Origin of the sequence: Microbacterium sp. NPDC056044, assembly GCF_042267145.1 — a bacterium.
Taxonomy (GTDB): domain Bacteria; phylum Actinomycetota; class Actinomycetes; order Actinomycetales; family Microbacteriaceae; genus Microbacterium.
In genome coordinates this window covers 42,251-63,335 of the sequence record NZ_JBHJWZ010000007.1, presented here as the reverse complement: position 1 = coordinate 63,335, position 21,085 = coordinate 42,251, and the positions used below count along the sequence as shown (strand labels likewise).

Genomic DNA, 21,085 nt, shown 5'->3' with positions numbered 1-21,085 from the left:
CTCAGGCGGACGGGTGCCCGACGACGCCCTTGCGCAGCAGCGCGTTGCCGTACTTCCGTGTCTCGCCGGTGCGCACGATCACGTACGCCGCCTTCGCGACCTCGTAGTACTCGAACCGGTCGAGGTATCGCGGAGCGTCGACGCCCGCCGCGGCGGCGAGCTCGCGCTGCACGTCGAGCACCTCGCCGTCGGCCGACGCCATCAGATCGAGCGCGGGCGCGTCGTCGAGCGGCACGACGCTGCGCACGGCCGCCAGCACGTCGGGCGTCGTCGTGCCCGGCAGGTCGACGACGCGCGCGCCGATCGCCCACGCCGGGAAGTGCGCGTCGGCGATCACCACCGCGTCGGAGTGGCCCATCCGGTCGAGGTGGAGCAGCAGCTCCCCCGTCAGCAGCGGGTCGATGCCCTCGAGCATGAGGTTCCCTTCGTCAGCGGATGAGGCCTGCGGCGGCGAGATCGTCCCACAGCGCGGCCGGGATGTCGACCGCCATGAACTCGGCGTTGCGGCGCAGCTGCTCGGGGCGGCTGCCGCCCACGACCACCGAGCGCACCGAGGGGTCGCGGAGCGCGTACTGCACCGCCGCGGCGGGCAGCGGCACGGCGTGCGCGCGACACACGGCGAGGATCGCCTGCAGCCGGTCCCACAGCGGCTCCGGCATCCGTCCGTACTCGTACCGGTCGGAGCGCTCCGGCTCGTCCTTGGCCAGGAGCCCGGAATTGAAGACGGATGCCGCCACCACCCCGGTCTGCTTCGCCCGGCAGGCGGGGAGCACGGCGTCGGCGGCCGGCTGCTCGAGCAGCGTGTAGCGGCCCGCGATCATGATGAGGTCGAGGTCGGCGCTCTCGACAGCAGCGGCGAGCGCCTCGCTCACCATGGAGCCGATGCCGATCGCGTCGACCGCGCCCTCGGCGCGCAGAAGCTCGAGTGCGGGGAACGCCTCGCGCAGCGCGAGGTCGAGGTCGTGCCGCTCAGGGTCGTGCAGGTAGAGCACGTCGACGCGGTCGAGTCCGAGCCGCTCGAGTGATTCCTCGAGGCTCGCGCGGATGCCGGCCTCGGAGAAGTCCCACTCGCGGCGCAGCGTCGTCGGCACGTGGAAGTCGGCGGCGACGTCGAGGCCCCCGTCGTCATCGGGGTTAGGGCGCAGCAGCCGGCCGGCCTTCGTCGAGATCACGAACTCGTCGCGCGGCTTGGTCCGAAGGAACGCGCCCAGGCGCCGCTCCGACAGCCCCAGCCCGTAGTGGGGAGCGGTGTCGTAGTAGCGGATGCCGCTCTCCCACGCCGCGTCGAGGATCACCCAGGCCTGGTCGTCGCTGAGCTCGCGGAAGAGGTTGCCGACGTTCGCCGCGCCGTACCCGAGCCGCGTCAGCGCGGGGAGTTCAGGCCGCGGCATCCGTCGTCCCGAACTCGTACTCGGCGCGGCTGGCCGCCTTCATCTCCATGCCGGTGCCGGGCGCCGTCGGCGCCCTGTACACGCCGCCTCGCACCTCGGTGGGCACGACGAAGTGCTCGTGCAGGTGGTCGACGTACTCGATCATGCGGCCCTCGCGGGTGCCGGTGACGGCCACGAAGTCGAACATCGAGAGGTGCTGCACGGCCTCGCAGAGCCCGACGCCGCCCGCGTGCGGGCACACCGGCACGCCGAACTTCGCCGCGAGCAGCAGGTTCGCGATGTTCTCGTTGACGCCGCCGACGCGGGCCGCGTCGATCTGCATGACCGAGATCGCCCCGGCCTGCAGCAGCTGCTTGAAGATGACGCGGTTCTGCGCGTGCTCCCCGGTGGCTACCCGCACCGGAGCGATGCCCCGTGCGATCTCGGCGTGGCCGAGCACGTCGTCGGGGCTCGTGGGCTCCTCGATCCACGCGGGGTCGAACTCGGCGAGCGCGTTCACCCACGCGATCGCCTCCGACACCTCCCAGCGCTGGTTCGCGTCGATCGCGATCGGGAAGCCGTCGCCGCACACCTCGCGCGCGACGCGCAGACGGCGGATGTCGTCATCGAGGTCGGCGCCGACCTTGAGCTTGATCTGGCCGAAGCCGTCAGCGATCGCCTCGCGGCACAGGCGCGCGAGCTTCTCGTCGGAGTAGCCGAGCCAGCCGGGGCTCGTCGTGTACGCCGGGTAGCCGGTCGCGAGGAGCTCGCGCTCCCGGTCGGCCCGGCCGGGCTCGGCGTCTCGGAGGATCTGCAGCGCGTCCTCGGGCGTGAGGGCGTTCGTGAGGTAGCGGAAGTCGACGAGTGCGACGAGCTCCTCGGGGCTCATGCGCGACAGCAGCTGCCACAGCGGGAGCCCGGCACGCTTCGCCTTGAGGTCCCACAGCGCGTTGACGACCGCGCCGATCGCCATGTGCATGACACCCTTCTCGGGACCGAGCCACCGCAGCTGAGAGTCGCCGATCAGCTCGCGGTTGGTCGCGCCCATGTCGTCCAGGAGCGGCTCGAGCTCGCGGCCGACGAAGTGTGCGGCCAGGGCGTCCAGAGCCGCGACCTGCACGTCGTTGCCGCGCCCGATCGTGAACACGAAGGCGTGTCCGGAGACATGGTCCGCAGCATCCGTCACGATACGGAGATAGGCGGCGGAGTAGTCGGGGTCGGGGTTCATCGCGTCGGAGCCGTCGAGGCTCAGCGACGTGGGGAAGCGGATGTCTGTCGTCTCGAAGGCGACGATGCGGCTCACGGGGCGTTCTCCAGCGGTTCACGGCTCGGGGAATCGAACCGCTCGCAGTGTAAACATCCGATGTCTATACTGTCAATCACGCCCGCGGGCCGCGACGGCACCGACGCCGCCCCGCATCGAGAAATCCAGGAGAGTCATGAAGTTCGCGCGCCTCGGCGAGTCCGGCAGCGAGATCCCCGTCGTCATCGACGGCGATCGACACCTCGATCTGCGCCCGCTCACATCCGATGTCGACGGGCGATTCCTCGCCGACGACCCGGTCGGTCGCACGTCGGCCGCGATCGCGGAGGGTCTGCTTCCGGAACTCGCGGGGGCCGACGGACTGCGCATCGGCGCCCCGATCGCCCGGCCGAGCGCCGTCATCTGCATCGGCCAGAACTACGCCGCGCACGCGCGGGAGTCCGGCGCCGAGCCGCCGACCGTGCCGATCCTCTTCCTCAAGACTCCGAACACGGTCGTGGGCCCGAACGATTCCGTGACGATCCCCCGCGGCAGCGAGAAGACCGACTGGGAGGTCGAGCTCGGCGTCGTGATCGGCCGCCGCGCCGCGTACCTCGACAGCCCCGACGAGGCCGACGCGCACATCGCCGGCTACGTCGTCGCCAACGACGTGTCGGAGCGCACGTTCCAGATGGAGGTCTCGGGCGGGCAGTGGTCGAAGGGCAAGATCGCGCACGGCTTCAACCCGACCGGCCCGTGGCTGGTCACGGCCGACGCGGTCGACGCGCAGAACCTGCGCCTCAGGAGCTTCGTCAACGGCGAGCCCCGCCAGGACTCGAACACGAGCGACATGATCTTCGACGTGCGCGCCATCGTGCACCACCTGTCGCAGTTCGTGACCCTCGAGCCCGGCGATCTCATCCTCACCGGCACCCCCCAGGGCGTAGCGTTCGGCGGCAGGTTCCCGTATCTGAAGGCAGGCGACGTGGTCGACATCGAGATCGAGGGTCTGGGCGCGCAGCGCCAGGAGTTCGTGGCATGGGAGGCGGCACGATGAGCAGGCAGCAGCTGGACGGACTCGTCGCCGTCGTGACGGGCGGGGCGTCAGGCATCGGCGCGGCGATCGCGACGACCCTCGTCGACGAGGGCGCCGAGGTCGCGGTGCTCGACCTCGATCCCTCGGGCGCCGACCCGCGGTTCGCCGCCTTCGCCGCCGACGTGTCGGACCGCGCCGCGGTCGATCGGGCGATCGCCCAGGTCGGCGAGCGGTTCGGCCGCATCGACATCGTTGTGAACAACGCGGGCATCGGCGCGCAGGGAGACATCGCCGCGAACGACGATGTCGAGTGGGCGCGGGTGCTCTCGATCAACGTCACGGGCATCGCGCGCGTCACGTCGGCCGCGCTGCCGTGGCTGCGCAACTCGCCGTCGGCGGCCATCTGCAACACGTCGTCGATCGCGGCCACCGCGGGGCTGCCGCAGCGCGCGCTGTACAGCGCGTCGAAGGGCGCCGTGCTGTCGCTCACGCGAGCGATGGCCGCCGACCATCTGCGCGAGGGCATCCGCGTGAACGCCGTCAATCCGGGCACCGCCGACACCCCGTGGATCGGCCGCCTGCTCGCGAGCGCCGCCGACCCCGTCGCCGAGCGCGCCGCGCTCGAGGCGCGCCAGCCGCACGGCCGGCTGGTCTCGGCCGCCGAGGTCGCCGGCGCGGTGCTGTACCTGGTGAGCCCGTCGTCGGGCTCGACGACCGGCACCTACATCGAGGTCGACGGCGGTATGTCGCCCCTCCGCCTCCGCCCCGCCGGCTCCTGACCCGGTCCCGCTCCGGGGCGTCCACCCGGCCCCCGGCCCCCGTTCAACAGGTCAACCGGGCTTCTGCAGGACCGATTCCAGGCTGAAGCTCCTGCAGAAGCCCGGTTGACCTGTTGAAGCAGGGGGCGGCGCGGGAGGCCTCGCACCCGCGTCGGTGAAGACGGGGAGCGGATGGATGCTGCTACCCGAGGCGGTAGAACCGCTCCGCGTTCTCGGCCAGCACCGCCTTCTGGCGGCGCTCGCCGACGCGATCCTCCAGCCACGACGACACCGCGTCGAGCCAGCGCCCGAAGGGCGCCGAGACGGGCCAGTCGCTGCCGAACAGCAGCCGGGCGGGACCGAAGGCATCGAGCGCCACGTCGAGGAACGGCCGCACCTGGGCGTCCGTCCATTCCCCGGGCGACTCGGCCGGCAGGCCCGACAGCTTGCACATGACGTTGGGGCGCTGGGCCAGGTCGCGCAGCGACTCCGCCCACGGCGTGCCGTCGGCGGGGTCGGTGTCGTCCGGCGATCCCACCTCGGGCTTGCCCAGGTGGTCGAGCACGATGGCGAGTCCGGGCAGCGCGTCGGCGAACGCCACGACGTCGGGCAGCTGCTCCCACCGCACGCACGCGTCGAACGAGAGCCCGGCGGCGGCCAGCGCCTCGGCCGAGCGCAGGAACCCCGGCCGCAGGCAGAACCCCTCCGGCTCGGACTGCAGCAGCCGCCGCACCCCGACGACGAGGGGCCGCTCCGCGAACGCGGCGAGATGCTCCTCGGTCGCGGCCGGGTCTTCGAGCGGCGCGCGCGCCACGATCCCCCGGACGGGCACGCGCGAAGCCAGCGACGCGACCCAGTCGACCTCGGCGATCGACTGCTCAGGCGCGCACTCCGCCTGGACGAAGACGAAGCCGCAGTCCGCGTCGGGAGCGTCCTGCAGCGCGACGTCGAGCTCGTCGGGCCCGAAAGATCGGAGCAGAGGCCCGTCGAGCCACTCGTAGGTGAGGGCCTCGGGATCCCAGAGATGGAGGTGTCCGTCCACGACTCGCATGCCACCATCATGCCGCCGACGCGCGGTGACGGCAGCATCCCGATCGCGTGACATCCGATGTCTAAGATGGGCGCGTGGCCGTCACCGACGAAGCGATCGAGAAGATCAAAGACATGATCGTCAGCGGCGAGCTGGCCCCCGGGTCGCGCCTGCCTCCCGAGAAGGACCTCGCCGAGCGGCTCGGCCTCTCGCGCAGCTCGATGCGCGAGGCGGTCAAGGCCCTCGAGGTCATCCGTGTGCTCGACGTACGGCGCGGCGACGGCACGTATGTGACGAGCCTCGAGCCCAAGCTCCTGCTCGAGGCGATCTCGTTCGTCGTCGACCTGCACGACGACGACTCGCTGCTCGAGATCTTCGCCGTGCGCCGCGTGCTCGAGTCCCACGCGACGGGGCTGGCGGCCCAGCGCGCGGACGACGACGACGTGGCGGGATTGGATGCTGAGATCCGCGGTGTCGCGACCGACACCGACATCGAGACCCTGGTCGAGCACGACGTGCGGTTCCACAGCGCGATCGCGCGCCTCGCCGGCAACGACTACCTCGCGAGCCTCCTCGAGAGCCTCACCAGCCAGACCGTGCGAGCCCGCGTGTGGCGCGGGCTCACGCAGGCGGGCGCGGTCGAGCGCACGCTCGCCGAGCACCGCGCGATCCTCGACGCGATCGCCGACAACGACGTCGAGCTCGCCACCGCGGTCGCGCAGGTGCACATCTCGGGCATCGAACGCTGGCTGCGCCAGGCCCGCGACGCCTGACCCCCGACACGCCCGCGCCCCGCGACGCGCCCCGGGCCGCAGCATCCGTCCACTGCACGTGATGTCACCGAGATCACCCGTTATGCACGCGCACGACTGGTGCACTCGGTGAGAGCACCCGATGTGAACGGCCCAACGCCGGCCGCGGGCTCTACGCGAAGCGCACGGTCTGCTGCAGGCGCGTGCGGTAGTCGAACACCTCGTTGCCGCCGACGTCGCGTGCGCCGGTGATGCCGCGGCGCAGCACGGTGGCCAGCGCGCTGCGCGACACCACCGCCACCCGGACGCCCCGCACCTTGCCGATCTCGTCGATGGGCTCGAGCACGTCCTCGTCGGGGAGCACGACGATGGCGCCGCTGAACCGCACGCCCGCGGCGCGCGAGATCACCCGCATGTGCGCGAGCAGCTCGGCGAGCGGAGCACCCGGCACGCCGTCGCCGACGAACTCGCCGCGGCGGAGGCGCGCCGGGCCGCCGAAGTCCTCCGACAGCACACCGTACAGGCCGCTCGGGCCGAGCACGATGTGGTCGATCTTCGCGTCGGGGTCGGTACCGCGGCCGGCCGCCGCCACGTCGTGCCACACGGTGTAGCCCATGCCGAGATCGGCGACGACGCGGGCCGTCGCCTCTTCGGCGAGCGCGTCGGCCAGCAGGCGCCGCAGCGCCACCGGGGCCGAGCGCACGAGTGCAGGGTCGTACGGGTCGTCGAGCGTGACGCCGCGGCCGGCCCACTCGCGGATCAGCGTCAGGTACCGCTCGCGCCGCCAGCCGCCGGGGTGCCCGTACGAGCGGGCGCGCGGGCGGGTGTCGGTGCGGGCCGCGGGCGGCCGCCAGCCCGACCACTCCGGAGCCGCCGCTTCGCCGAAGCCGTGCCCGCGGTCGTACGCCGCGCGCGCCTCCGGCGTGCCGACGAGCTCCCACGCCCGCTGCACCTGGATGAACACCGCCGCATCGCCGCCGGTGTCGGGGTGCGTCTGCCTGAGGCGCAGGCGGTACGCCTTTCGCAGGGCCTCTTCGTCGACGCCCGGGTCGACCGCGAGCACTTCATACGCCGACGCCGAGAGCGGACTGTCGAACACGTGCCCTCCCCCGGGACTGCGATGACGGATGCTGCGAGCCGCTGCCTGCGGCGGGAATCAGGTTAGTTCACTCCGCCGTGCCCGGACGCCGCTCCTTGCGCCGGGCGTAGGCCGCGGCACTGCGGCTCGACAGGGCGAGGAGCAGCAGGATGTCGATGCTCAGCGACAGGTAGGTGCCGTCGATCGTGACCTCCTGGCCCTGCGCCCACCAGGCGGTGAACGAGGTGCTGATCGACAGCACCGCGATGAGCATGACGACGACGCGCGCCCAGTTGAGGCCGCGGAAGACGAAGAACGCCAGCGCGAGGTCGATGAGGAGGACGGTCGCACCGGTGCCGATCACGAGCCACAGTGCGGCCTGCCTGCCCTCGGGCGTGGGGTCGAACCCCTCGAGCACCGAGTCGGGGTCCGACAGGATCTCGTCCCACCCGGTCGCGATGCTGACGAGCACGACGATGCCGGCGATCACCCGCAGCACGATCAGCAGCACGCCCGCGACCGTCGAGATCGGGCGTTTCATCTCGGGGTCGACGCGCGGCGGCCGGAGGAGCCGCCCGGGCGGCTCGAACGCCGGGCGCTTGTGCGGCACCGTCGCGGGCGCCGTGGCCGGGAGCCCCGACTCGCCGGCGCTTTCCGCCAGGCTCGGCCCCTCCTCCGCGCTCATGCCGGCACCTCCCCGGCCCTCTCGACGCGCGGCTCGACCGCGCGTACGTCGACGATGGGCAGGTCGCCGTCGGTGCGGATGCTGTCGCCGCCGCCGTTGCGGGCGTGATACCCCGTGGCGAAGTCGGCGATCACGTCCACGGTGACGAGGGACTCGGCGCCCCGGATCGACGACACGATGTGGTCGCGCTCGACGTCGGTGTCGGCGTCGATGCGGTGCGTGACCTGCAGCGTGAACAGCGACAGGCCGACGCTCGTGTCGAACGTGCCCGCCGCGAGCCAGTCGACGCGGCGTCCGCCGGGCAGCAGCCAGTCGTCGGGGCAGCGCCAGAACCGCACGTGGTGGCGCTGGGCAGGATTGCCGTCGACCTCCTGCTGGTAGGCGAAGTCCTGCTGGCGGCCGAAGAGGAACAGCGGGCTCACCGGCGCCTCGTCGTAGCTGCGCCGCGTGAGCGTCGACGTGATGATGCGCCACGACGAGCCGATCGTCACCGGGTCGGCCTCGGTCCAGCCGGCGGCCTCGAGCGACGCGCGGATCTGGTCGCCGGTGCCCTGGAACGCGAGGTTCACGGGATCGCCGAGCAGACCGTCACTCGTGCGGGTGCGCCCGATGAAGTAGTCGGGCACGTAGATCGTCGTGAGGATGCGGTGCAGCCGCGGCAGCACCAGGTACGCGAGCAGCACCCAGAACGCGAGGAAGAAGGGGATGCCGAACCACCCGACGTGGAACGTCTCGGTGAGGCTGAGGTACGCCAGCCACACCGCGGCGAGTCCGGCGAAGACGAAGAAGAACCAGTCGATCGCGACGCCGATCGAGTAGCTCCTCCGCCGCCGGCTCATGGTGTCAGTCCCAGAGCGGGATGTCGGGCCGGTGGGCGAGGGCGGTCTCGGCGACGTCGTCCGGCAGCTCGGCGAGCGTCGCCGGCTGCCAGCGGGGCGTGCGGTCCTTGTCGATCACCTGCGCCCGGATGCCCTCCGGCAGGTCGGGCTGGGTCGTCGCGAACCACATGACCAGCCCGTACTCCTGGTCGAGCGCGTCGCGCAGCCCCGGCAGCTCCCTGGCCCGCCGGATCGCCGCGAGCGTCACGGCGAGACCGGTCGGCGAGAGCTCGCCGAGGAGATCGGCGGCGGCGGATGCCTCGGGCTCGGGGCGCGCCCGCAGCCGCTCGACGATCTCGGCGACGGTGCCGCCCGCGAAGGCGTCATCGATCCACGCCCGCGCCGAGATCAGTTTCGACGGCGCCGGGGTCTCGTCGAACAGCAGGACCAACTCGGTCGGCGACGACGGATCGGCGCGCGTCTCGAGGGCGTCGCGCACGGCGTCGAGGTTCTCGTGGGGCACGTAGTGGTCGGCGAATCCGGCGTAGATCGCGTCCGAGGCATCCATCACCGCGCCCGTCAGCCCGAGGTACTCGCCCAGGCGGCCCGGCGCGTGGGCGAGGAGCCACGTGCCGCCGACGTCGGGGGTGAAGCCGATGCGGGTCTCGGGCATGGCCAGCTGCGAGCGCTCGGTGACGATGCGGATCGCGGCGTGGCCGGCGACGCCGATGCCGCCGCCCATCGTGATGCCGTCGGCGAAGGCCACGAACGGCTTCGGGTATTCGGCGATGCGCGCGTTGATCGCGTACTCGGCGCGGAAGAAGACCGCGGCGTCCTCGGCGCGGCCGCCGGTGACCTGCTCGGCGAGGCCCCGCACGTCGCCACCGGCGCACAGTCCGCGCTCGCCCGAGCCGTCGAGCAGCACGACGTCGACCTCGGTGTCGTGCTCCCAGGCGTCCAGTGCCGCGTGCAGCTGCTCGACCATCCCGAGGTTGAGCGCGTTGATCGCTCGCGGCCGGTTGAGGGTGAGGCGTCCGAGGCCCCCGCTCGCGCGGACGAGGACGGTGGGCTCGGCAGCGGTCTCGGCGAGGTCGGTCACGAGCGCAACGTTACCGGCCGCACCAAGTTCCTCGACGCTGAGACCGGATTTCCGCCAGGATGGGACGGAGTTCTGCTGTGAGTCCGCAATGGAGCGGCCCCGTACATCGCCCCGCGGGGGTGCCGCCCACGACCAACGAGAGGGTTCGGCATGCCCGACGGCCAGTCGCTGGAGTTCTCAGGTGTCACGAAGCGCTTCGGCGCCGTCACGGCGGTCGCCGGCCTCACGGCCCGGGTCGAGCCGGGACGGGTCACCGGGTTCCTCGGTCCGAACGGCGCCGGCAAGACCACGACGCTGCGCGTGCTCCTCGGCCTCGAGAAGCCGACCGAAGGCCGCGCCACGATCGGCGGCAAGCGCTACGCAGAGCTCGACCGGCCGCTGCAGACGGTGGGTGCGGTGCTCGAGGCATCCAGCTTCCATCCCGGCCGCACCGCCGCCGCGCACCTCACGATCTACGCGCAGGCCGCCGACATCGCGAAGGCACGCGTCGGCGAGGTGCTCGATCTGGTCGGTTTGACGGATGCTGCGAACCGCAAGGTCGGCGGCTACTCGCTGGGCATGCGGCAGCGCCTCGGCCTCGCGTACGCGCTGCTGGGCGATCCGGGCGTGCTGGTGCTGGACGAGCCGGCGAACGGACTCGACCCCGAGGGCATCCGCTGGATGCGCGGGTTCCTCCGCCAGCTCGCGGGCGAAGGCCGGACGGTGCTCGTCTCGTCGCACCTGCTCGCCGAGGTGCAGCAGACCGTCGACGCGCTGCTGATCATCTCGCGCGGGCGCCTGGTGTTCCAGGGCGAGGTCGACGAGCTCACCGATCCGCGCGAGTACGCCACCGTCGTCGACTCCCCCGACCGCGCCGCACTGACGGCGGCGCTGACCGCCGCCGGGGTGCCGTTCGAGGTGCTGCGCTCGGGCCTCACCGTGCGCGGCGTCGACCCCACCGCGGTCGGCGCGGCCGCCGCCGCGGGCGGCGTGGCGCTGTCGGCGCTGCACCGCAGGGGCCCCGCTCTCGAGGAGGTCTTCCTCGACCTCGTGAACGGCACGCGCGTGCACCCGAGTGCCGGCAGTCTTCCGGGAACGGATGCTGCGGCTCCAGCGGTGCCCGTCCAGCCGGCGGTGTCCGAGCCCGCCGCGTCTGAGCCCGCCGTGGCTGAGCCCGCCGCGCCTGAGCCCGCCGTGGCTGAGGTCGCCGCGGCTGAGCCCGCCGCGCCTGAGCCCGCCGTGGCTGAGGTCGCGGTCGCCGAGGCCTCGGTCGCCGAGACCGACGAGGCGGCCGAGTCCGCGCTCACGGCGGCGGAGCTCGACGCCGAGGCGACCGGCGCGCCCGGCGCCGCCGCCGCTCTGGCCGCGGCCGCCGGCGCGGCATGGGCCACGGAGCGCGACGCCGAACCCGAGCCCGAGCCCGAGCCCGAGCCCGAGCCTGCCGCGCCCGTCCCGCCGTCGCCCGTCGCGTACGCGGTCGCGAGCACCGGCGTGATCGACATCGTGCCGTCCGCGGCCCCGGAGGACGCGGACCCCGACGTCGACGCCGTCGGCCAGGTCGACGAGGAGCTGTCGGAGCCCGCACCGGTGGCTGAGCCGACTCCCGAGCCCGAGGCCGAGCCGGCGCCCCAACCCGAAACCGAGCCGGCGCCCGAACCCGAGCCGGCGCCCGAGCCCGCCCCGGCCGATCCGTGGGCTCCCGAGGACGCCGACCCCGACGTCGAGGCGATCGGCGAGATCGACGACGAGCTCTCCACGCCCGAGCCGCCCGACGCCGACGACGACCGCCCGTGGGAGCACTACGTCAAGACCGATTCCGACATCGAGGCGGACGCCTTCTTCGCCGCGTTCGACCACACCGCCGGAGCGGAGACTGCGCGCGCACCGCAGCCCGAACCCGAACCCGAACCCGAGCGCGACCCGGAGCCCGAGCCCGAGCCCGAGGCCTGGGTCCCTCCCGAGGCCGAGGCGTTCGAAGACGCTGCCGCGCACGCCCCCGCCGCAGACGCCGGAGCACCGGACAGCACCGGGGACGCAGCATCCACCTCCCCGTCCGAAGACGACCCGGCGACCGATGCCGTCACCGCACCCGCCGACGAGGAAGGGGGCGACCGATGAGCCTCACCGCCGCGACCCGTGCCGAGAGCACGAAGCTGTTCTCGACGAGCATCTGGTGGATCCTCGCGATCGTCCTGTTCGCCTATGTCGCGTTCACCGCGGCGGCCCTCGGCTTCGTCTACGCGGCCGCCGCGACCGGGTCGCTGCCCGGCAACGCTCCCCCGATCCCCGAGGAGGGCCTCGCCGCCACCCTGTACAGCACGGCCACGACGGTGGGCTACGTCTTCCCGCTGCTGGTGGGCACGCTCATGGTGACCGCGGAGTTCCGCCACAAGACCCTCACCCCGACGTTCCTCGCCACACCGCGGCGCGGCCGCGTGCTCGTCGCGAAGCTCGCGGTCGGCGTGCTGATCGGCGTCGTGCTGGGTGTCGTCGGCATCGTCGCGGCGGTCGGCATCTCGGCGGCGTTCCTCGCGGGCTTCGGCCTCGAGACCGAGATCACGTCGCCCGACACCTGGGCGATGCTGGGACGGATGCTGCTCGCCTACGTCCTCTGGACGCTCATCGGCGTCGGCGTCGGCGCCCTCGTGCGCAACCAGGTGGGCGCGATCGTCGGCGTGCTGGTGTTCACGCAGTTCATCGAGCCCATCGGGCGCACGGCCGCCTCGTTCGTCGAGGGGCTGTCGGATGTCACGCGCTTCCTGCCGGGAGCGGCGAGCGATGCCCTCGTCGGCGCGAGCGTGTACTCGACGGTGATGCCGCAGGGGTCGTCCGGCCCGCTCGAGTGGTGGGTGGGCGGACTCGTGCTGCTCGGCTACGCGATCGTGTTCGTCGTGCTCGGCCATCTCGTGAGCTGGCGCCGCGACGTCAGCTGACGCCCGGGCTCACACCGGGCACCACTCAGACCGCGGGCGCCGGGGCCGGCGACTTGCGCGCACGCGGCTTGCGTTCGGGGACCACCGGGATCGTGCCGGTCTCGGCCGCAATGTCGACGACGTCGGTCGGCTCGGCGGCCAGCTCGACGCGCAGCGCCTGCACGAGGGCGAGGCCGTGGCGCGTGGTCAGGATGACGCGCTGATACTCGGGGTGACCCTCGAGGTCGATCACGACGCTCGGACGACGGCGGCGGATGATCGCGAAGTCGTCGCCGCCGGCGGAGCGCCAGGTGCCGGCCGCGATGATCCCGCGCACGTGGGTGCCGGGGCTCGGGATGCCGCGCAGCCACGTCCAGGCGTCGTCGGTGAGCTGCACCTTGGTGATGGTCGAGCGTTCGATGACGACGTTGCCCTTGCGGAACGACAGGGCGCGCTCCGACACCGACAGCACGACCTCGAGCTGCGTCGAGTCGAGCAGCAGGGTCACCATGTGCCCAGTCTGCCAGCGCAGGCGCCCGGAACCGGACTCATTTGCTTACGGGAGGGCAACGATCCGTCGACCCCGCCGGGCGTGTGCGGTGCAAGACTGGATCGGTGACCGTCGTGTCCCCCTCCGTCACCGCGTCCTCCTCCGCCCTCGCAGCCGTGGACGCTGCGCTGGCGCGCGCCGCCGCCGGCGAGCGGCTCGACGTGGTCGATGCCGAGGCGCTGCTCGGCGCGACGGGCGAGCGTTTCGAACGCCTGCTCGCGATCGCCGGCGAGACGCGCGACGCGGGGCTTGCAGCATCCGGTCGTCCTGGCGTCATCACGTACTCGCGCAAGGTGTTCGTGCCGCTCACGACGCTGTGCCGCGACCGCTGCCACTACTGCGTGTTCGTCGACACCCCCGGGCAGCTCCTCAAGAAACACAAGCCCGCGTACATGTCGCCTGAGCAGGTGCTCGCCGTCGTGCGGCAGGGACAGGCGATGGGCTGCAAGGAGGTGCTGCTGACCCTCGGCGATCGCCCCGAGGACCGCTGGCCCGAGGCCCGCGCGTGGCTCGACGAGCACGGGTTCGCCTCGACGATCGCATACGTCGCGCACATCGCACGCCTGGTGACCGCCGAGACCGGGCTGCTCGCGCACGCCAACCCGGGAGTCATGAGCGCGGAGGAGCTGCGGATGCTGCGGCCCACCGCGCCGTCGATGGGCATGATGCTCGAGACGACCTCGCGCCGCCTGTACGAAGAGCCCGGGCAGGTGCACTTCGGCTCCCCCGACAAGGACCCGGCGGTGCGGCTCGAGGTGATCGACGCGGCCGGGCGGGAGCGGGTGCCGTTCACCACGGGGATCCTGGTGGGGATCGGCGAGACCGTGCGCGACCGCGCCGAGTCGCTCGTCGCGATCCGCGAGGCGCACGAACGTCACCAGGTGGACGGACAGGGCCACGTCCAGGAGGTCATCGTGCAGAACTTCCGCGCGAAGCCCCGCACCGCGATGCAGGGCGCACCCGACGCGGAGCTGCTCGAGTACGTGGCGGCGGTGGCCGTGGCCCGCCTCGTGATGGGTCCGCGGATGCGCATCCAGGTGCCGCCGAACCTCTCGGACGCCACGGAGTTCGGCCTGCTGGTTCGCGCCGGCGCCGACGACTGGGGCGGGGTCTCGCCGCTCACCGCCGACCACGTGAACCCCGAGCGCCCCTGGCCGCACCTGGACGACCTCGCCCGCATGACAGCCGAGCTCGGGTTCGAGCTGCGCGAGCGCCTGACGGCCCAGCCCGAGTTCGTGCTCGACGCGGAGACGTGGATCGACCCCGCCCTGCGCCCGGCGGTCGCGGCGCTCGCGGACCCCGCGACCGGCCTCGCCGCCTCCGCCGCCCCGCTCGCGCTCCGGCCTCCCGCTGTTCCGCAGTCGCGTTCGGCGGATCCGGCCCCAGGCGACCCGCACCAAGTGACTGCGGAACAGCACGGCCCGAACCCCCACAAGCCGACCGTTCCGCAGTCGCGTTCGGCGGATCCGGCCCCGGGCGACCCGCACCAGGCGACTGCGGAACAGCGGGGGGCGGGGCCGCGGAGCGTCCGGCGGCTGGCCGAGGCCGCGGCGGCCGACCCGCTCGCGCTCGACGACGACGACTGGGTCGCGCTCCTCGAAGCGACCGGCGACGACCTCGACGTGCTCGCGGCGACCGCCGACGACGTGCGGCGCTACACCGTGGGCGAAGCCGTCACCCTCGTGGTGAACCGCAACCTGACCTCGAGCGGACTCCGCGCCGCCCCCACCGACGACCCCGCGACCTTCACCCTCGACGACGTCGCGGCCATCGCGGCCGACGCGTGGGAGCTCGGCGCCACCGAGCTCTGCGTGCAGGGGCTCCTGCCCGCGTCGGAGGACCCCTCGGGCTACCTCGACATCGCACGCGCGGTGAAGGCCGGGGCCCCCGGCATCCATCTCCACGCGTATCGCCCCCAGGACGTGCGCGACCTCGCCGACCGCTCCGGGCTCAGCCTCGACGCGGCCCTCGCCGCGATGCGCGAGGCGGGCGTCGACACCGTGCCCGGCACCGGCGTCAAGGTGCTGAGCGAGCGCGTGCGCGGGCTCGTCGCGCCGACCGACCTCGAGATCGAGCGCTGGGTCGAGGGCATCACCGCCGCGCACCGCGCCGGGTTCCGCTCGACCAGCGTGATCTTCTACGGCCACGTCGAGACCGCCGCCGAGCGCGTCGCGCACCTGCGGCAGTTGCGCGCGATTCAGGACGAGACGGGCGGCTTCAGCGAGTTCGTGCCCATCCCGCTGCCCGGCCCCTCCGGCGGCGTCCTCCTCGTCCCCGGCCGCGCGCCGCTCGACGAGCACCGCGCGATGGTCGCCGTGTCGCGCCTGCTGCTGTCGGGCAGCATCCCGCACCTCCAGATCCCGTGGACGCGCGTCGGGCGCGAGGCATCCGTCGTCCTGCTGCAGTCCGGCGGCAACGACCTCGGCGGCACCCTCCTCGACGGCCGGGTGAAGCCCGAGGCCGGCATCGAGCACGGCCTCGAACTGCCCGTGACGGATGCCTCGGCCATGGTCGCGCGCCTGTTCCGGCCGTTTCGCCTGCGCACCACGACGTACGGTCAGGTGGGCGCGCGGTGACCCGCGTCGAGGTCGCGATCGTCGGCGCCGGATTCGCCGGCATCGGTGTGGCATCTGCGCTGCGCCGGGCCGGGCGCGACGACTTCGTCGTGCTCGAGCGCGGCGCCTCCGTCGGGGGCACGTGGCGCGACAACACGTACCCGGGCATCGCGTGCGACGTGCCCTCGCACCTCTACGGCTTCGCAGCCCACCCCAACCCGGCGTGGTCGGGGACGTACGCGAAGGGCGCGGAGATCCATGCGTACCTCGAACAGGTCGTCGACACCGAGGGCCTGCGCGACCGGCTGCGCCTGCGCACGGCGATGGCCGGAGCCGAATGGGATGCTGCGACCGCCCTGTGGCGCATCAGCACGCCCGGCGAGGTGATCGTCGCGGACGTGCTCGTGCTCGCGTGCGGGCGGCTCACCGAGCCGGTGATCCCTTCGGTGCAGGGGATCGAGGGCTTCCCGGGCCCGATGTTCCACTCGGCACGCTGGGATCACTCCGCCGAACTCGCCGGTGCGCGCATCGGCGTCGTGGGCACCGGAGCCAGCGCCGTGCAGATCGTGCCCGAGCTCGCGCGCACCGCCGCGCACGTCACGCTGTTCCAGCGGACCCCGGCCTGGATCGTGCCGCGAGGCGGCGACGCCTACTCCGACGCCGACCGCGCCCGGTTCGCCGCGACGCCGCAGGCGCTCGAGGCGCTGCGGGCCGACCTCTACGCCGAGGGCGAGGCGCGGTTCGCCTCCCGCTCGGGTGATTCCGCCGCTGCCGCCGAGGCGGAGGCCGTGGCGCGCGCCCACCTGGAACACCAGGTGGCCGACCCCGCGCTCCGCGCCGCGCTCACCCCCGACTACGCGTTCGGCTGCAAGCGCGTGCTGCTGTCGGACGACTTCTACCCCGCCGTCGCCTCCGACGCCGTGACCCTCGTGCCCGAGGCGCTCGTCGAGGTCGACGGCTCGACGCTCGTCGCCTCCGACGGGTCGCGCCACGAGGTCGACGCTGTCGTGTTCGCCACCGGTTTCGCCTCGACCCGCCAGCCGTACGCCGAGCTCGTCAGGGGCGAAGGCGGTGCGACGCTCGCCGAGCACTGGGCGGGCGGCATGACGGCGTTCGCCTCGACGGTCGTCGCGGGCTTCCCGAACCTGTTCGTACTCAACGGCCCGAACGCCTCGCTCGGGCACTCGTCGTCGGTGCTCATGATCGAGGAGCAGGCGGGGTACGTCGCCCGCGTCCTCGAGCACCGCGGGGGCCGCGCGCTGCGCGTCGACCCCGAGGCCGAGCGTGCCTACACCGACGAGATCGCGGCGGCCGCGGCATCCACCCGCTGGATGACCGGCGGATGCCGCAACTGGTACGTCGACGAGCGCTCGGGCCGGCTCGCGCTGCTGTGGCCCGGCACGGTCGACGCGTTCCGGGAGCGGCTCGCGCGCGCCGACGGCTCGGAGTTCCTGCCCTCACCCGCCATCGAAGGGATCACCGCATGACTGTGCCGCTGCGCTTCGGCTACAAGGCCTCCGCCGAGCAGTTCGGACCGGCCGAGCTGCTCGACTACGCGATCCAGGCCGAGGAGGCCGGGTTCGACTCGGTGTTCATCTCGGACCACCTTCAGCCGTGGCTGCACGACGGCGGGCATGCCCCGGCATCCGTTCCGTGGCTCGGCGCGCTCGGCGCGAAGACCTCGAAGGTGCTCATCGGCACGTCGGTGCTGACGCCGACGTTCCGCTACAACCCGACGGTCGTCGCGCAGGACTTCGCGACGCTCGGCGTGATGTACCCGGGGCGCGTGATCCTCGGCGTCGGCACGGGCGAGGCGCTCAACGAGGCGAACCTCGGCATCACGTGGCCCGATCCGCCGGAGCGGTTCCAGCGGCTCAAGGAGGCCATCGGCCTCATCCGCCGGCTCTGGTCGGAGGACCGCGTCACCTTCGACGGCACGTACTACACGGCCCGCAACATCACGATCTACGACAAGCTCCCCGAGCCCGTGCCGATCTACATCGGTGCCGCAGGTCCCGCCGCGACACGGCTGGCCGGCCGCATCGCCGACGGCTTCATCACGACGTCGGGCAAGAAGCGCGAGCTGTACACCGACACGCTGCTGCCGGCGCTGCACGAAGGGCTCGAGAAGGCCGGCCGGGCTCCTGACGCGATCGACACGCTGATGGAGATCAAGGTGTCGCTCGCGCCGACGCTCGACGAAGCGCGCGAGAAGACCCGGTTCTGGGCGCCGCTCGCGCTCACCCCCGAGGAGAAGATGGGCGTCGACGACCCGATCGAGATGCAGCGGCTCGGCGAGGAACTGCCGATCGAGCGCGCGGCGTCGCGGTTCATCGTGTCGGACGACCCCGACGAGCACGTCGAGCGCATCGCCTGGTACATCGGCCTCGGCTTCCGCCACCTCGTCTTCCACGACCCCGGCCACGACCAGGGCGCGTTCCTCCGGATGTACGGCGAAGAGATCCTCCCGCGCCTGCGCGCGAAGTACGCGTGACCCCGCTGTTCGGCCGGCGCAAACAGAACTCCACGGATTCCGACGCCGTCCGTCCCGAATCCGGCGCCCGGGCCGCGTCGATCGACGGATCCGTGGAGTCGCGCCGACCGCTCTGGGTCGTCGTGGTGCCGGTCAAGCCGTCGGCGCGCGCGAAGTCGCGGCTCGACGTCGACGGCGTCCGCCGCGCCGACCTCGCCCGCGCGATCGCGCTCGACACGCTCGCCGCGGCGACGGCGTGCGAGCTCGTCGCGCAGGTCGTGGTGGTGACCGACGACGCTGCGCTGGCGCGCGAGGCGGCGATGATCCCGTCGCTGCGGTTCGTTCCCGAGGGCGACGCGCGCGGGCTCGACGCGGCGGTCGCGGCGGGCGTCGCGTCGATCGATCCGAGCGGACGGATGCCGCGCGCCGCCCTCCTCGGAGACCTCCCGGCGCTGCAACCCGCCGACCTCGCCGACGCGCTGCGGGCCGCGGCATCCCTCCCACGTGCCGTCGTTCCGGACGCGGAGGGCACCGGCTCGACGCTGGTCACGGCGGGGATCGGCGTCGAGTGGGCGTCGTCCTTCGGCGACGGCTCGTTCGCGCGGCACGTCGCGCTGGGGTGCCAGGCGCTTCAGATTCCGGATGCCTCGACCCTGCGCCGCGACGTCGACACCGCCGCCCAGCTCGACGCCGCCCGCACCCTGGGTCTGGGGCCGCGCACGGCCGCCCTGCTCGCCCCCCGCTTCAGCTGAGGGCTCGCGCCGCCCGCCCCGCCCCGGGGCCGAGGTCGCAGGAGTGGTCGCCTCCGCCGACGCGACCACAGATGCCACTTCGCACCACGGGTGGGCGGGTCAACCGCCCGGGCAGTCGCAGCTGCTGCCGCTGTAGCACTGGCAGGGCAGCGGCCCCTGGTCGATGTGCTCGACGTGCTCGACGGGAGCGACGATGGGCCGCACCTCCGGGTAGAGGCCGATCGCGAGCAGGCCTGCTGCACCGGTGAGCAGCAGCGCCAGCACGAGCGCCACCCAGCGCCGCGCGACGAGCGCCCCGATCGCGGCGAGGCCCGCGCCGACCACGATGCCGACCCACCTCCACCACACCTCGATCAGGTCCTCGGGGGTCGTCGGCGGCCCCCACGCGTGGCCGATGCCGATCGCGATCATCATCCAGAACGTCTGGAGGCCCAGCAGCACCCCTGCGATGATCACGGTCCAGACGCCGAGGGCCACCGAGAGGCGCCAGCCCGCCCGGGGCTCGCTCGCGCGGCCCGCGTCGCTCTGCGCGGTCGCCGTCGTCGAGCTGTCTTCTGACGTGGATGCCATCCCGCGAGGTTAGCGGGGCACCTGCCCCGCAGCGCAGAATCTTTTGTGCACTCTCTACAGCCGGGGCCCATTGCCCCGCCCGCATGCTCTCGCCGATACCCTGGCCCGATGAGCGACTACCAGGTGCTGGAGATGGGCGGGCTCGACGAGTGGCGGGGGCACTTCGGCGGTTTCACGCCCGACCGCTCGCGCGACGGACGCCGTGTCGTCGACCACGACATGACGATGCAGTACATCGGCATGACGGCGAACGCGTTCGAGCCAGGCGAGGAGGCCGGGTACTGGCACTCGCACGCGCGCGTCGAGGAGCTGTACGTCTTCCTCGCAGGCCAGGGGCAGATGGGTCTCGACGACGACGTCGTCGACGTCGCGGCCGGTACCGTCGTCCGGGTCGGCCAGGGCGTGTGGCGCACCTGGCGCGCGATGCCCGACAGCCCCGGGCAGCTGCGGTGGCTGTGCATCCGTGCCGGGGGCACCGAGCTCCCGCACCTCCCCGACGACAGCACGCGCGACAACGACCGGCCCTCCCCCTGGGGCTGAGGTCACCCCGGGCCGTCAGGCGGTCGGCACGTCACCGGCAGGAGGCAGGATCGGGTCGAGTGCGCGCAGCTGCGGATGCCCCGCCAGGCCGGCTTCGCCGTGCGTCGCGAACACCGTCATGACCGTCGCGAACGCGGCATGCGGTCCCTGCAGCATCATCGGCACCGACCCGGTGAACTGGCACACGAGCGTGCTTGCCTGCACCTCGGGATAGATCGCGGTCATCGCCCCGTAGTCGAACGACAGCCACTGCCCCGACGCCAGCACCGCCAAGCGCTGGTTGCTCACCAGCACCCGCGTCGTCTGCCACTCGCGCCACTGCTCGCGCGCCTGAGCCGCGGCGTGCGAACGGCTCGCTGCGTTGCCGATCGCCGACGCGGCGAGCGTCGCCAGCACGAACGCGGGGTGCCCGACGGCCAGCGTGTTCGACTGCGTATAGGCGACATCGGTGCCGGAATAGCGGGCGTACGTCATCGGTCCGTCGTGGAAGAAGACCTCGCCCGGGTACGGCACGAGCTCCCACTGCTGCAGCGACGGAGGCACTTCGTGCCGCAGCAGCTGCTGGCGGAACTCGGCCGCCTCGATCCACAGCCGCTGACGCCGGTCCGTTTCGTCCCGCACCGCGAGCTCGGCGGCGGTGAACTGGCCACGGCGATGCCGCCCCTCCCGATAGGTGCGGTTGCCCTGCACGATCGCGACGATCAGCAACACGATGGGCCCGACGAAGGCCACGGCGCCCAGTGCGAGAACGGCGAGCTCCGCACCGAGGTCGGAAGGTGAGGCGGAGTTCGCCAGGGTCGTGACCGCCAGCGCGCAGACGACGTACACGACCGGCGCGAGAACGAGCGGGATGATCCACCGCAGGTGTCGCCGCATGGGCGCGAG

At 72.8% G+C, this 21,085-nt stretch carries 21 protein-coding genes; 10 read left to right on the top strand and 11 right to left on the bottom strand.

Annotated elements, in window-relative coordinates; all coding sequences use genetic code 11:
• Position 1 precedes the first annotated feature (1 nt).
• Genes ACFC1I_RS19410 through ACFC1I_RS19400 form a run of 3 tightly spaced genes read right to left on the bottom strand, consistent with a single transcriptional unit; the run spans position 2 to position 2,673 of the window.
• Complete coding sequence (locus ACFC1I_RS19410; protein WP_376013278.1) at positions 2-415, bottom strand: RbsD/FucU family protein; 414 nt, start codon at positions 413-415, stop codon at positions 2-4.
• A gap of 13 nt (positions 416-428) precedes the next feature.
• The gene (locus ACFC1I_RS19405) at positions 429-1,391 is read right to left on the bottom strand and encodes an aldo/keto reductase (RefSeq protein ID WP_376013275.1); all 963 of its coding nucleotides are present in this window, start codon (positions 1,389-1,391) and stop codon (positions 429-431) included.
• On the bottom strand, positions 1,378-2,673 hold the full coding sequence (locus tag ACFC1I_RS19400; protein ID WP_376013272.1) for an L-fuconate dehydratase: 1,296 nt from the start codon (positions 2,671-2,673) through the stop codon (positions 1,378-1,380). Before ACFC1I_RS19400 ends, ACFC1I_RS19405 begins: the two co-directional genes overlap by 14 nt.
• A 136-nt stretch (positions 2,674-2,809) precedes the next feature.
• On the opposite strand from ACFC1I_RS19400, the gene ACFC1I_RS19395 reads away from it, so the two are divergent.
• Entirely contained in the window at positions 2,810-3,670 is an 861-nt protein-coding gene (locus tag ACFC1I_RS19395) for a fumarylacetoacetate hydrolase family protein (RefSeq protein ID WP_376013269.1), read from the top strand.
• On the top strand, positions 3,667-4,428 hold the full coding sequence (locus ACFC1I_RS19390) for an SDR family NAD(P)-dependent oxidoreductase (RefSeq protein ID WP_376013266.1): 762 nt from the start codon (positions 3,667-3,669) through the stop codon (positions 4,426-4,428). Before ACFC1I_RS19395 ends, ACFC1I_RS19390 begins: the two co-directional genes overlap by 4 nt.
• Positions 4,429-4,609: 181 nt before the next feature.
• Here the strand turns inward: ACFC1I_RS19390 and ACFC1I_RS19385 are convergent, their stop codons facing one another.
• Entirely contained in the window at positions 4,610-5,458 is an 849-nt protein-coding gene (locus ACFC1I_RS19385) for an amidohydrolase family protein (RefSeq protein ID WP_376013263.1), read from the bottom strand.
• 74 nt (positions 5,459-5,532) lie between these two features.
• On the opposite strand from ACFC1I_RS19385, the gene ACFC1I_RS19380 reads away from it, so the two are divergent.
• The gene (locus ACFC1I_RS19380) at positions 5,533-6,210 is read left to right on the top strand and encodes a FadR/GntR family transcriptional regulator (protein ID WP_376013260.1); all 678 of its coding nucleotides are present in this window, start codon (positions 5,533-5,535) and stop codon (positions 6,208-6,210) included.
• A 151-nt stretch (positions 6,211-6,361) separates the two neighbouring features.
• On the opposite strand, the gene ACFC1I_RS19375 is transcribed toward ACFC1I_RS19380, so the two are convergent.
• From ACFC1I_RS19375 to ACFC1I_RS19360, 4 genes are all read right to left on the bottom strand, one after another.
• Positions 6,362-7,288 (bottom strand): DnaJ domain-containing protein, encoded by a 927-nt coding sequence (locus tag ACFC1I_RS19375; protein ID WP_376013257.1) that lies wholly within the window; start codon positions 7,286-7,288, stop codon positions 6,362-6,364.
• 67 nt (positions 7,289-7,355) lie between these two features.
• Positions 7,356-7,952: a hypothetical protein gene (locus ACFC1I_RS19370; RefSeq protein WP_376013254.1), complete on the bottom strand. Its 597-nt coding sequence runs from the start codon at positions 7,950-7,952 to the stop codon at positions 7,356-7,358.
• Positions 7,949-8,791 carry an LssY C-terminal domain-containing protein gene (locus ACFC1I_RS19365; protein WP_376013251.1) on the bottom strand — a complete coding sequence of 281 codons (843 nt, stop codon included), beginning with the start codon at positions 8,789-8,791 and terminating at the stop codon, positions 7,949-7,951. Before ACFC1I_RS19365 ends, ACFC1I_RS19370 begins: the two co-directional genes overlap by 4 nt.
• 4 nt (positions 8,792-8,795) lie before the next feature.
• Positions 8,796-9,869 (bottom strand): enoyl-CoA hydratase/isomerase family protein, encoded by a 1,074-nt coding sequence (locus ACFC1I_RS19360; protein ID WP_376013248.1) that lies wholly within the window; start codon positions 9,867-9,869, stop codon positions 8,796-8,798.
• Positions 9,870-10,019: 150 nt separating this feature from the next.
• On the opposite strand from ACFC1I_RS19360, the gene ACFC1I_RS19355 reads away from it, so the two are divergent.
• Both ACFC1I_RS19355 and ACFC1I_RS19350 read left to right on the top strand, forming a co-directional pair.
• The gene (locus ACFC1I_RS19355; protein ID WP_376013245.1) at positions 10,020-11,966 is read left to right on the top strand and encodes an ABC transporter ATP-binding protein; all 1,947 of its coding nucleotides are present in this window, start codon (positions 10,020-10,022) and stop codon (positions 11,964-11,966) included.
• Positions 11,963-12,781 (top strand): ABC transporter permease, encoded by an 819-nt coding sequence (locus ACFC1I_RS19350; RefSeq protein WP_376013243.1) that lies wholly within the window; start codon positions 11,963-11,965, stop codon positions 12,779-12,781. Before ACFC1I_RS19355 ends, ACFC1I_RS19350 begins: the two co-directional genes overlap by 4 nt.
• A gap of 25 nt (positions 12,782-12,806) precedes the next feature.
• On the opposite strand, the gene ACFC1I_RS19345 is transcribed toward ACFC1I_RS19350, so the two are convergent.
• Entirely contained in the window at positions 12,807-13,271 is a 465-nt protein-coding gene (locus ACFC1I_RS19345; RefSeq protein ID WP_376013240.1) for a hypothetical protein, read from the bottom strand.
• A gap of 104 nt (positions 13,272-13,375) precedes the next feature.
• Here ACFC1I_RS19345 and cofG point away from each other — a divergent pair, with 104 nt between their 5' ends.
• Genes cofG through cofC form a run of 4 tightly spaced genes read left to right on the top strand, consistent with a single transcriptional unit; the run spans position 13,376 to position 19,090 of the window.
• The gene (cofG, locus tag ACFC1I_RS19340; RefSeq protein WP_376013237.1) at positions 13,376-15,886 is read left to right on the top strand and encodes a 7,8-didemethyl-8-hydroxy-5-deazariboflavin synthase CofG; all 2,511 of its coding nucleotides are present in this window, start codon (positions 13,376-13,378) and stop codon (positions 15,884-15,886) included.
• Complete coding sequence (locus tag ACFC1I_RS19335) at positions 15,883-17,352, top strand: flavin-containing monooxygenase (RefSeq protein ID WP_376013234.1); 1,470 nt, start codon at positions 15,883-15,885, stop codon at positions 17,350-17,352. The genes cofG and ACFC1I_RS19335 overlap by 4 nt, the downstream gene beginning before the upstream one ends.
• Positions 17,349-18,359: a glucose-6-phosphate dehydrogenase (coenzyme-F420) gene (gene fgd, locus ACFC1I_RS19330; RefSeq protein WP_376013231.1), complete on the top strand. Its 1,011-nt coding sequence runs from the start codon at positions 17,349-17,351 to the stop codon at positions 18,357-18,359. The genes ACFC1I_RS19335 and fgd overlap by 4 nt, the downstream gene beginning before the upstream one ends.
• Complete coding sequence (gene cofC / locus ACFC1I_RS19325; RefSeq protein WP_376013228.1) at positions 18,356-19,090, top strand: 2-phospho-L-lactate guanylyltransferase; 735 nt, start codon at positions 18,356-18,358, stop codon at positions 19,088-19,090. The genes fgd and cofC overlap by 4 nt, the downstream gene beginning before the upstream one ends.
• Before the next feature lie 99 nt (positions 19,091-19,189).
• On the opposite strand, the gene ACFC1I_RS19320 is transcribed toward cofC, so the two are convergent.
• Complete coding sequence (locus ACFC1I_RS19320; RefSeq protein ID WP_376013225.1) at positions 19,190-19,660, bottom strand: hypothetical protein; 471 nt, start codon at positions 19,658-19,660, stop codon at positions 19,190-19,192.
• 108 nt (positions 19,661-19,768) lie between these two features.
• On the opposite strand from ACFC1I_RS19320, the gene ACFC1I_RS19315 reads away from it, so the two are divergent.
• A complete protein-coding gene (locus tag ACFC1I_RS19315; protein ID WP_376013223.1) occupies positions 19,769-20,200 on the top strand; it encodes a cupin domain-containing protein in 432 nt (143 codons plus the stop codon).
• Positions 20,201-20,215: 15 nt separating this feature from the next.
• On the opposite strand, the gene ACFC1I_RS19310 is transcribed toward ACFC1I_RS19315, so the two are convergent.
• Positions 20,216-21,076 (bottom strand): hypothetical protein, encoded by an 861-nt coding sequence (locus ACFC1I_RS19310; RefSeq protein ID WP_376013220.1) that lies wholly within the window; start codon positions 21,074-21,076, stop codon positions 20,216-20,218.
• Positions 21,077-21,085 lie beyond the last annotated feature (9 nt).